Origin of the sequence: Acetivibrio straminisolvens JCM 21531, from assembly GCF_000521465.1 — a bacterium.
Lineage (GTDB): Bacteria > Bacillota > Clostridia > Acetivibrionales > Acetivibrionaceae > Hungateiclostridium > Hungateiclostridium straminisolvens.
Map to the genome: position 1 here is coordinate 26408 of NZ_BAVR01000038.1, position 11449 is coordinate 37856.

Here is an 11449-nt window from a genome sequence, read left to right on the forward strand (position 1 = left end):
AGGTTTACCAGGCAGAAGCAATCACGTGCGGTACATGGCTTATGGTTGCGGTAATAATATCATGTTCTCTGGAGTCAAGTTTTACCGGTATTGCACCGATTCCTTTAATTATTTCTGCCAAAGACTCAAGGGATTCTTCGGGGCAGTTTTTAGAAGGAGACAATATATAATATGCATTCTCAAACATGTGTGAAAAACTTGATGCAAAGCCTGCCTTCTCGGTACCAGCCATTGGATGTCCCCCAATGAAGCAGGGGGGATTATCCAATGAGTTTATGAAATCTATTATTTCTCCCTTTGTACTTGCCGTATCTGTCACGATACATCCGTTTTTTACCTTGCCGTACAGTTGGGTTATATAGTCAATAGTACTCCTAATCGGTGTACATATAAAAATAATGTCGGAATTATATACCGATTCGTTTAGTTCGGTAAAACCTTCGCTTATATAACCTTCTTTAAGAGCTTGACTTAGACTTTTTTCGTTGATGTCGACTGCAATTATCGACTCGATATTAAGTTTCTCTTTCAGAGCCCTTGCCAGCGACCCTCCGATAAGTCCAAGCCCGATAATGGATATCTTTTTAGCCTGCATAGTTAAACTCTCTTCCTAATATTTCGGCAATTTTACTTATATCTTTACACAAATCATAAAAATCATCCGGCGGAAGTTGTTGGGCGGCATCAGATAATGCACATTTTGGATTCGGATGAACTTCTATGATAAGTCCGTCTGCACCCGCAGCAATAGCTGCCTTTGAAAGAGGAAGAATATACTGGGTCTTTCCTGCAGCATGGCTTGGGTCGACAATTATTGGAAGATGACTCAAGCTTTTTACGACAGGTACCGCACTTATATCCAAAGTGTTTCTGGTAGCTGTTTCAAAGGTTCTTATACCTCTTTCGCAAAGAACAACGTTATAATTGCCTTCACTCATTATATATTCGGCTGCATTCAACCATTCGTCTATAGTGGTTGAATGCCCTCTCTTAAACAAAACAGGCTTTTTGGAGCGTCCAATTTCTCGAAGCAGTTGGAAATTCTGTACGTTTCTTGCTCCTATCTGGAACATATCAACATAACTTTCAGCTACTTCAATAGCTTTTTCGCAGGTAACTTCTGTTATAATAAGGAGTCCCGTTGCTTCTTTTGCTTCTTTTAGAAGCTTCAATCCTTCTTCTTCAAGCCCCTGGAATGAATAAGGGGAAGTCCTCGGCTTAAAAGCTCCACCCCTTAGGAACTGTGCACCGGCTTTTTTTACGGCCTGAGCGGCAGCTATAATTTGATCCCGGCTTTCAACAGCACAGGGCCCTGCCATGATAACAAGCTCCTTGCCTCCAATTTTTACACCGTTGACATCGATTACACTAGGTTCCGGCCTAAAGGTTCTGCCCGCGAGCTTATATGACTCGACGATAGGAACCAGCTTTTCGACACCGTTCATAAGCTCCAAAGGTACGTCGGAAAGCTTCCTTTTGTCACCGATAACGCCGATAATGGTCCTTTCGGAGCCCTTTGAAATATGCACACCGAGCCCCAAAGAACTTAATACTTTCGATATCTCGTTAATATCGCTTTCTTTTGAGTTGGGTTTCATTACAATAACCATCTTACCATTCCTTCCTTTCTACCCGTACTAAGCAAAATACTACATTTTTAATACCACAATAGACATCCATTCTACCATTCTGCCAAAAAGCAATTGTTGCCTGCTTTTTTGATTTGGCTTTGCTTTTATTCTTTTATATTAATGTACAATGTTAATGTGCAAATGTCAACAACAAATAACGTTAAAAAGGTAACATACAAGCTTGGATGTAACTCAAATACATTTCATAAAATATGATACTTCAGGCATAGAATTAAATTACTGACAAACATATTTACAAGTTACGTTTTATTACAGTTCAGTAATGATAATGAAACGGACATAATTATACCATAAATTGTATTATGCTTTGCACATGTTGAGAAGAGGATGCACATTCGGTATATTTGCACAAAAATATCGCAGTAAAAATATTGATGCTATAAAAGGGAATTTATAAAAAAAATAGAATAATAAATAAAGAACAAAATATTCTTTTGCAGAACAGATATAGAGGTTCGCATCCAAAAGTACACAGCATGGCTGGCATAATAATTCTTAAATAATAATTTGAGTAACTTGTTTTGTGTTTACAGGTAATGCAAATGAACTTTCATAAGTTCAATAAATATACAAGGGGGAATTATTATGAAAGACCTGGCTGCGGATAGGATTCGCAATGTATGCCTGATGTCTCACGGAGGAGCTGGAAAAACAACTCTCGCTGAAGCAATGCTGTTTAACACCGGAGTACTTGAGAGATTTGGAAGAGTTGAAGACGGAACCACCACTTCAGATTACGACCCTGAGGAAATCAAGAGAAAGAGTTCAATCAGCACATCTATTTGCCCATGTCAATGGAAAGATTACAAAATTAATGTAATTGATACTCCCGGATATTTTGATTTTGTCGGAGAAGTAAAACAAGGAATAAGAGTTGCGGACAGTGCAGTGATTCTTGTTTCCGCAAAAAGCGGAGTTGCAGTAGGAACGGAAAAAGCATGGACACGAGCTCAGGAAAGAAATATCCCAACTGTCTTTTTTGTAAATAAAATGGATGATGAAAATGCAAACTTCTTCAAAACTTTAGATCAATTGGTTGCAACCTTCGGAAAAAATGTAATCGCCTTTCAAATACCCATAGTTGAAAACGCGAAATTTACCGGATATATAGATGTCATAGCAATGAAAGCAAAAAAGTTTGATAAAGATAAATTGATTGATGCGGATATTCCTTCGGAATTAAACGATAAAATGCAAGAAATCAGAAGCGCCTTGATTGAAGCCGTGGCAGAAACCAGTGAAGAACTTATGGAGAAATTCTTTGACGGTCAGGAATTTACGGCTGAGGAAATAAGCAAAGGACTTCGCCAGGGAATAAAGGATGGCTCTTTAGTGCCGGTTTTCTGCGGTTCCGCGACAGCCAACCTTGGAGTGAGAACACTAATGGATTCCATTGTTGAATTTATGCCCTCTCCGGTCGATGCCGGGGTAGTAAAAGCCCAAAAATCTGGCAAGGACGAAGTCTGTGAGCTGAAAACCAGCGAGGATGCACCTCTTTCCGCTTTAGTTTTTAAAACAATAGCAGACCCCTTTGTCGGAAAGATTTCAATGATAAGAGTATTCTCGGGAACATTAAAATCCGATTCCACGGTTTATAACACCACCACAGGAAAAGTGGAAAAAATATCCCAGCTCTTTATATTAAGGGGGAAAAAGAATATACCCGTAGATAAGCTGATAACCGGAGATATAGGTGCGGTAGCCAAGCTTCAAACGGTGAACACAAATGACACCCTCTGTACCCAGGAAAATCCCGTAGTATTAGACAAAATTCCATTCCCCGAACCGTCATGTCCATGCAGTCCAGCCGACATCAAAAGGTGATGAAGAAAAAATAGGCTCGGGACTCAACAAACTTCAGGATGAAGACCCTACATTCAAAGTTTCAACAAATACCGAAACCCATCAGACCCTCATTTCCGGTATGGGTGAAATCCACCTGGATGTAATAGTGAACAAGCTGAAAACAAAATTTGGCGTATCGGTTGAGCTTACTCCTCCTAAAGTACCTTATCGTGAGACAATAAAGAAAAAAGTTAAAGTGGAAGGAAAGCACAAGAAACAGTCCGGTGGTCACGGTCAATACGGTCATGTTTGGATAGAATTCGAACCCGGGGACAAAGAGGAACTTACCTTCGAAGAAAAAATATTTGGAGGTGCGGTACCGAAGCAATATTTCCCTGCAGTTGAAAAAGGATTGCAGGAAAGTATTCGAAAAGGTGTGCTGGCAGGTTATCCTGTGGTATTCCTTAAAGCGACGCTGGTGGACGGATCATACCACTCTGTAGATTCATCGGAAATGGCCTTTAAAATAGCAGCAAATCTTGCTTACAAGAAAGGTTTGGAACAGGCATCTCCGGTACTCTTGGAGCCCATAGCCCATGTGGAGGTTTATGTACCGGAAAGCTATATGGGAGAAATTATCGGAGATCTAAACAAGAGAAGAGGAAGAATACTGGGAATGAATCCTCAGGACAACGGTATACAGCAGGTTGTTGCTGAGGTACCCGAGGCGGAAATGTTTAAATATGCCACAGATCTGACGTCGATGACTCAGGGAAGAGGCTCGTTTAAAATGTGGTTTGAAAGGTATGAAGAGGCACCGCCTCATGTAAGTCAGAAGGTAATTGAGGAAGCGAAAAAGAATATGTCGGCAGAAGATTCGCAATAGCTGTTACATATATTATTGTTTCATATTAAAATAAAAAGGGTATGGTATTAATGACCGTACCCTTTTTAATGTGCGCCTCTTGAAATGAAAGAGGAAAAATTAAAATCTTATAGAAAACTGTTTATACTATTATTGTAGAAAAGGTGGTATTTTTGGAGGACGGAAATAAATGATTAAAGGAAAAAATACTTCGAGTGAGCGAATCTGGGAAATCGATGTTTTAAGAGGAATCCTTGTAATAATAATGGTGATACTGCATATTCTTTATGACCTTGAGTTTGTTTATAATTTTCCTATCGGTTACGGTACGGGATTTATAGATAAAATCAGAATTTTAGATGCCACATTGTTTATAATGGTCTCCGGTATTAGTACCAAGTTCAGCAAAAACAGCTTTAGACGGGGACTTGTAGTTTTTTTCGCTGCTTTATTCATAAGTCTTGTTACTTTTATCGCTGGCAGGGATTATTTTATTTCTTTCGGAATACTCCATCTTTTAGGCATATGTATGATGGTTTCTCCATTATTAAAAAAAATTCCGACACCTTGGCTTTTGATACTTAGTTTGATTATTGCCGGGACTCGTTTTATTGTCTCTGATGTTAATGTTTTCCACAACTATTTTTTCATGTTTGGGTTTCACAACGATAAATTCATTTCGGCGGATTATTATCCTATTTTTCCTTGGGCATGGCCTTTTTTGCTTGGCATTGCATTAAGCAGATTTATTTATAAGGAAAAGAAAAGTATTTTCAAATTTTCTGTCAGGGACAATCACATAAGCCGCCTCGGAAGGCATTCCCTTTTGGTATATTTGATCCATCAGCCGTGATACTACTGTTATTGGCAATTATAATGAGACTTTTGGTATGAATACAATATAATACCTGCGGAAAAAATAACGAGGCAATGAATGTATAACCTTTTAGCCGAACTTGGTTGGATAATATAAGGATAGAACCGGTAAAATAATGAGCTACTGAAAATAAGTAACAGGTATTGATATTATTTTTTTGAATAAATTAAAATAATTGCTCATTATAAGAAGATATTCACTTTAAAGACCTTGAATATGGGATTAAAGTATTTTATAATATAATCAAAGGTCAAAGAAAGTCAAAATCAGCACGGAATAGGGTGATGAGTATGGCGAAACTCAGCGATCTTATAGAACAATTTATAAAACAGTTGATTAATGATACCGACGGAACCATTGAAATTCAAAGAAATGAGCTTGCCAACCAATTTAACTGTGTGCCATCCCAGATAAATTATGTAATAGACACAAGGTTCACAACCGAAAGAGGCTATTATGTAGAAAGCCGCAGGGGTGGAGGAGGATATATAAAGATAAGACGGGTAAGTATTGGGCACGAAGGCAAGAATTATCTTATGCACATCATCAACTCCATGGGTGACAGCATTTCTCAGCAGTCGGCTCATGTATTTATAAATAATTTTATTGACCATAATGTTATATCGGAAAGGGAAGCATTGATGCTTAAAGCCGCTACCAGCGACAAGGCCCTTTCGGCCGTCCCTGTAGAGAGTAGAGGTATATTCGGGCCAGTATCTTAAAAAACATGCTGGTGTGTCTTTTGGTTTGATACAAGTAACCTATTAATGTTGGATCCTTTTTGAAGGGAGTGAGCATAATGTTGTGTCAAAAATGTCAGAAAAGAGTTGCCAACGTTCAGATGACACAAATAATAAACAACAGCAAAAGTGTTGTTTACCTCTGTGAACAATGTGCCCGGGAGGAAGGAAAGTTTAATGTGATATCTCCTTTTAGCATAAATGACTTTTTCTCAGGCATTATGGGATTTCCATATATGGCATCGGCTCCACAGCAAAACCCGGATGTAGTGTGTGAAACCTGTGGGATGAGCTATGAGGAATTCAAAAAAATCGGTAAACTAGGTTGTTCCAACTGTTACAAGGTGTATAACGATAAGTTGGTTCCGCTGCTAAGAAGACTTCATGGAAATATACAATACAATGGAAAGTTTCCCTCCAGAGCTTTCGGAAGTATTAGAGTGTCCAGAGAAATTGAGAAACTAAAGCAGCAGCTTAATATCGCTATAAAAAATGAGGAATATGAAAAAGCAGCGGTATTGAGGGATCAAATAAAAAGTCTCGAGTCAAACAATATGTAAACAGGACAGAACAGCGCATTGGTTTTGCAGGAGCAGGAGGTGTATATGATGAATGAGTGTACATGCAAATAGGTCCCGAATCGGATGTGGTAATGAGCACAAGAGTGCGTATAGCAAGGAACTTTAACGGAATTCCTTTCCCGTCTAAAATGCAAAGAAGATGGGAAATTGATAATAAAGAAGGTCAAGGAAGCGATTTTTGGAAGAAGCAGTGCCATTGGGGATAATTTTAAGTTTATTGATATTCATGAACTGACACCGGTTCAAAGGCAAGTGCTGGTGGAAAAACACCTTATAAGCAGACTTGGCAGAAAGCCGCATTGAAAGCGGGGTAATTATCAGTGCGGAAGAAAATATCAGCATAATGATTAATGAAGAAGACCATCTCAGGATACAGTGCCTTTCTGCAGGCTTACAACTTGACGATACATGGAATCTTTGCAACAAGATAGACAATCTGCTGGAGGAAAGTATCGATTATGCTTTTGACGAAAAATTCGGATATCTCACCTGTTGTCCCACCAACCTTGGGACCGGCATAAGGACTTCGGTAATGCTGCATCTTCCTGCACTTACCATGACGGGATATATAAAAGGTATTCTTGAGATATGTTCAAAGCTGGGAATTGCGGTAAGAGGGCTTTACGGCGAAAATTCCGAGGCTTCGGGTAATATGTACCAGATATCCAATCAAGTTACCCTTGGGCTTACTGAGGGAGAAATAATTTCGAATATAAACAATATTGCAAAACAGATAATTGACCAGGAAAGAGCTTTAAGAAAACAGCTTTACAAGCAGAATTCCTTCAGGTTTGAGGACAGAATTTTCCGTTCTTTAGGCCTTTTGTCCAACGCAAGGATAATTTCCTCGGAAGAGGGGCTAAAATTGTTGTCCGATGTTAGATTGGGAGTTGATATGGGAATAATTACAGATATAGATATTAGGAAACTTAATGAAATACAGCTCCTGGTACAGCCGGCAAACTTGCAGGAAAGTGTAGGAAGGCCGCTGAATCCGGAGGAAAGGGATATAAAGAGAGCGGAAACCATAAGAAACAGACTGAAGTAGAAGATTTATAAACTTGCACGATAAACAAATATAGATATGAAGGAGGATGTACCATGTACGGACGTTTTACCGAAAAAGCACAAAAAGCAATAAATATTTCTCAGAACATAGCTATAGAATTGGGGCATAATTATGTTGGAACAGAGCACCTTCTTCTGGGTTTGGTAAAGGAAGGAAGCGGAGTTGCCGCACGGGTTTTGCAAAGTCAGGGTGTCACCGAAGACAAGGTTATAAAGGAAATTGAAGAACTCATTGGACGCGGTGAAGTAATGGGGCAGCCGTTGGATTTTACTCCAAGAACCAAAAGAGTTCTTGAGCTTAGCTATAGAGAAGCACGGAGAATGGGTCACAACTATATCGGAACAGAGCACCTTCTTTTAGGAATAATGAAAGAAGGAGAAAGTGTTGCCGTAAGGATTTTGAAGGACTTGGGAGTTGAGCATCAAAAGCTTATTCAGGAGATACTAAACATGCTCAGTGAGGAAGCGTCCAATTCTTCCGGTGTACCTAAAAACAACACATCCTATTCAAATACACCAACCCTAAATCAATTTGGCAGGGACTTGACAGAGATGGCAAGAGAAGCAAAGTTTGACCCGGTAATAGGCCGTGACAAGGAAATTGAAAGGGTGGTGCAGATTCTAAGCAGAAGGACAAAGAACAATCCTTGCTTAATTGGTGAGCCGGGAGTCGGTAAAACTGCAATTGCCGAAGGGCTTGCCCAGAAGATAGTTGAGGGAAATATTCCGGAGATATTGAAGGACAAAAGAGTTGTAACTTTGGACTTGTCCTCTATGGTTGCCGGTGCAAAATATAGAGGTGAATTTGAAGAAAGGCTTAAAAAGGCCCTTGATGAAATCAGGAAAGCAGGCAATGTAATACTGTTTATTGACGAAATGCACACAATCATTGGAGCCGGTGCGGCTGAGGGTGCAATCGATGCATCAAATATATTAAAGCCTTCTTTGGCAAGGGGCGAGATTCAGGTTATCGGTGCCACTACTATTGATGAGTACAGGAAGCATATCGAAAAAGATGCGGCACTAGAGAGAAGATTTCAGCCGATTACTGTCGGAGAACCAACAAAAGAAGAAGCCATTGAAATATTAAGGGGTTTGAGAGACAAGTACGAGGCGCATCACAGTGTAAAAATCACTGACGAGGCTTTGGTAGCAGCTGTAAACATGTCCGACAGATACATTACGGACCGGTTCCTGCCCGATAAAGCCATTGACCTTATAGATGAGGCTGCATCAAGGGTAAGACTGAAATCCTTTACTGCACCCCCTGATTTAAAGCATCTTGAGGAAAAGGTTGAGAGACTTAGAAAAGAGAAGGAAGATGCAATAGTATGCCAGGAATTTGAAAAGGCTGCCCGGATAAGAGATGAGGAGCAGAGACTGAAAAATGAGCTGGAGAAAGCAAAGGACAGCTGGCGTCAGAAAAATCAGACCACTACAAATACAGTTAGCGAAGATGATATTGCAGGAATTGTGGCTGACTGGACGGGTATTCCGGTAAAGAGACTTGCCGAGGAAGAATCCGAAAGACTCATGAAGATGGAAGAAATACTTCACAAAAGAGTAATAGGACAGGATGAAGCTGTAAAGGCAATATCCAAAGCCATTAGAAGAGGAAGGGTAGGCCTCAAAGATCCGAAGAGACCTGTGGGCTCGTTTATATTCCTTGGTCCTACAGGAGTAGGAAAGACTGAGCTTAGCAAAGCTTTGGCGGAGGCTCTCTTTGGTGAAGAAAACGCAATGATCAGAATAGATATGTCGGAGTACATGGAGAAACACAGCGTTTCAAGACTTGTGGGTTCACCTCCGGGATATGTCGGTTATGAAGAAGGGGGACAGCTTACCGAAAAAGTAAGAAGGAAACCTTATTCGGTAGTATTGTTTGATGAAATTGAAAAGGCGCATCCGGATATATTCAATATTCTGCTTCAAATTCTTGAAGACGGAAGGCTGACTGATTCCCAGGGCAGAGTAGTGGACTTTAGAAATACGGTAATTATCATGACATCAAACATAGGTGCGCGGCTCATAACCGAACCGAAGCAACTGGGATTTGCTCCGGTTAGCCAAGACAAAGCAAAAAGCTATGAAGATATGAAAAACAACGTCATGGGTGAGCTTAAAAAGAACTTCAGGCCGGAATTCTTAAACAGGATAGATGAGATAATCGTGTTCCATCCTCTTGAAGAAGAACACCTGAAGAAGATAGTAGGACTTATGGTAAACAACCTTGCCGACAGGCTCAAACAGAATGATATTACTATTGAGGTATCGGAAGAGGCGAAAGCTCTTCTTGCAAAGAACGGATTCGATCAGGTGTATGGAGCAAGACCGTTAAGAAGAGCCGTACAGAGCATGATTGAGGATAAACTGGCTGAGGAAATGCTGGAAGGAAAAGTAAAATCGGGAGACAAAGTATTTGTTGATGCTAGAGAAGGTGAACTGGTATTTCTTCAGAATAAAAACGAGATTGCCATGGACAGAAGCTAAGGATAAAAAAGAGTCAGAGGAAATAATTCCTTTTGGCTCTTTTTTTATGCCTTTTCCAGATCGGAGATACTTATTTTCCTTGAATGCTGCGTGTGGCTCCAGTCTTTATTGTTTTTACTCATAAATCCCTGTATGGTAATCGGTATCCATGTAATGCAGTAAAAAGGATAAATCAAAAATCCGTAAAGCACCTTCAAGTTGAATTTTTTCTCTGAAAGTACAATCAAAGGTCCATAGAGAAACTGCAATGTTACAAATACAGTCCAGACTTCTGTGGGAAAAACATATTTTAGATTATAAAAAGGGGATTCGGGATAAACAGTTTGAATCCACATCATTATTGTTATTAGTCCAATAAAAACCAGCCTTATGGGCTGAAATAAATAAACCGCACAGTCAAAGGCTATTAAATCTCTCTCCCTGAAAGCTTTTCGAAACAGCGGACCCAAATACCGGCTTGCACAGTCTGCGTGACCCTGCATCCACCTTTTGCGCTGGTTCCATGATTGCTTTAATGTAATGGGCTTTTCGTCATAAACCACTGCATTATGGGACCATGCAACCTTGTAGTTGTTTAATGCAAGCTTCATTGTAAACTCCAAATCTTCTGTAAGGCATGTCGCTCCCCAGCCTATTTCTTTCAGGACATTCACGTCAATACAAAAGCCTGTGCCGCAAAGTCCGCAGCTTAGGCCCAAGTAGTATCTCGGAAGCTGGAATATCCTATTTGAAAGCCAAAACGCTATGGAGTATGACAGAGTAATCCATGAATCAAAGGGATTTTTGCTGTCGATATACCCTTGGACAACCTTGTGGCCTTTGCATAGCTGTTTGTTCATTTCTAAGAGATAGTTGGATGAGACAAGATTGTCGGCGTCGAACACACTTATTGCATCATATTTTTCTCCCATGTTGTATATTTTTTCAAACATCCACTCCAGGCATATCCTTTTCCCCGGGCGGAGTTATTGATCCTCCTGTATACAATAGCCCCATGTTCTTCAGCTATTTCGGCGGTTCTGTCCGTACAATTGTCGGCGATTACAAACACGTCAAAAAGATTTCTGGGATAGTTTTGCCTAAAAAGGCTGTCAACTATATGGGCAATTACTGCTTCTTCATTATGAGCGGCAACAATCAAAGCAAATTTTTTTGAGGAATGTACTCTTGTGGGCTAGTTTCTCTGCGTTTTAACCAGCCAAAGATTGATATTCCGAAAAATAGCATCCTGCAATAAATATTATCACCTGCATAATTTGTGTTGTACCGTATATAAAGCTGTTTAGTTGTGATAACATCTGATTCCTCCAAATAAATTTATTATATGAGATTGATTTCTTGGGCACAAAATATCTCTATTTATTTTGTACTTAATAAGGAAAAATATTTAT

At 39.8% G+C, this 11449-nt stretch carries 5 protein-coding genes and 4 pseudogenes; 6 read left to right on the top strand and 3 right to left on the bottom strand.

What is annotated here, in order from left to right; all coding sequences use genetic code 11:
• Positions 1 to 4: 4 nt before the first annotated feature.
• Both JCM21531_RS21925 and aroF read right to left on the bottom strand, forming a co-directional pair.
• Positions 5 to 595: a prephenate dehydrogenase gene (locus JCM21531_RS21925; protein ID WP_243467556.1), complete on the bottom strand. Its 591-nt coding sequence runs from the start codon at positions 593 to 595 to the stop codon at positions 5 to 7.
• Positions 585 to 1610, bottom strand: coding sequence for a 3-deoxy-7-phosphoheptulonate synthase (aroF, locus tag JCM21531_RS10805; RefSeq protein WP_038289745.1), 1026 nt, complete (start codon positions 1608 to 1610; stop codon positions 585 to 587). The genes JCM21531_RS21925 and aroF overlap by 11 nt, the downstream gene beginning before the upstream one ends.
• Positions 1611 to 2237: 627 nt before the next feature.
• Here aroF and fusA point away from each other — a divergent pair.
• The 6 genes and pseudogenes from fusA to JCM21531_RS10835 all read left to right on the top strand — a co-directional run bounded on the left by fusA (position 2238) and on the right by JCM21531_RS10835 (position 10058).
• Positions 2238 to 4323: pseudogene (gene fusA / locus JCM21531_RS10810) on the top strand (elongation factor G).
• A 169-nt stretch (positions 4324 to 4492) separates the two neighbouring features.
• Complete coding sequence (locus JCM21531_RS10815) at positions 4493 to 5155, top strand: heparan-alpha-glucosaminide N-acetyltransferase (protein ID WP_243467557.1); 663 nt, start codon at positions 4493 to 4495, stop codon at positions 5153 to 5155.
• A gap of 314 nt (positions 5156 to 5469) precedes the next feature.
• A pseudogene (locus tag JCM21531_RS10820) lies at positions 5470 to 5930 on the top strand (CtsR family transcriptional regulator).
• Positions 5931 to 5978: 48 nt separating this feature from the next.
• A complete protein-coding gene (locus JCM21531_RS10825) occupies positions 5979 to 6479 on the top strand; it encodes a UvrB/UvrC motif-containing protein (RefSeq protein ID WP_038289748.1) in 501 nt (166 codons plus the stop codon).
• A 62-nt stretch (positions 6480 to 6541) separates the two neighbouring features.
• Positions 6542 to 7548, top strand: a pseudogene (locus tag JCM21531_RS10830) (protein arginine kinase).
• A 53-nt stretch (positions 7549 to 7601) separates the two neighbouring features.
• The gene (locus JCM21531_RS10835; RefSeq protein WP_038289751.1) at positions 7602 to 10058 is read left to right on the top strand and encodes an ATP-dependent Clp protease ATP-binding subunit; all 2457 of its coding nucleotides are present in this window, start codon (positions 7602 to 7604) and stop codon (positions 10056 to 10058) included.
• A 44-nt stretch (positions 10059 to 10102) separates the two neighbouring features.
• Here the strand turns inward: JCM21531_RS10835 and JCM21531_RS10840 are convergent.
• Positions 10103 to 11356: pseudogene (locus tag JCM21531_RS10840) on the bottom strand (glycosyltransferase family 2 protein).
• Positions 11357 to 11449 lie beyond the last annotated feature (93 nt).

What these genes read in the sequence shown, in the direction of transcription:
- JCM21531_RS21925 (WP_243467556.1), bottom strand. Translation starts at nt 595, where the DNA reads ATGCAGGCTAAAAAGATATCCATTATCGGGCTTGGACTTATCGGAGGG.
- aroF (WP_038289745.1), bottom strand. Translation starts at nt 1,610, where the DNA reads ATGGTTATTGTAATGAAACCCAACTCAAAAGAAAGCGATATTAACGAG.
- JCM21531_RS10815 (WP_243467557.1), top strand. Translation starts at nt 4,493, where the DNA reads ATGATTAAAGGAAAAAATACTTCGAGTGAGCGAATCTGGGAAATCGAT.
- JCM21531_RS10825 (WP_038289748.1), top strand. Translation starts at nt 5,979, where the DNA reads ATGTTGTGTCAAAAATGTCAGAAAAGAGTTGCCAACGTTCAGATGACA.
- JCM21531_RS10835 (WP_038289751.1), top strand. Translation starts at nt 7,602, where the DNA reads ATGTACGGACGTTTTACCGAAAAAGCACAAAAAGCAATAAATATTTCT.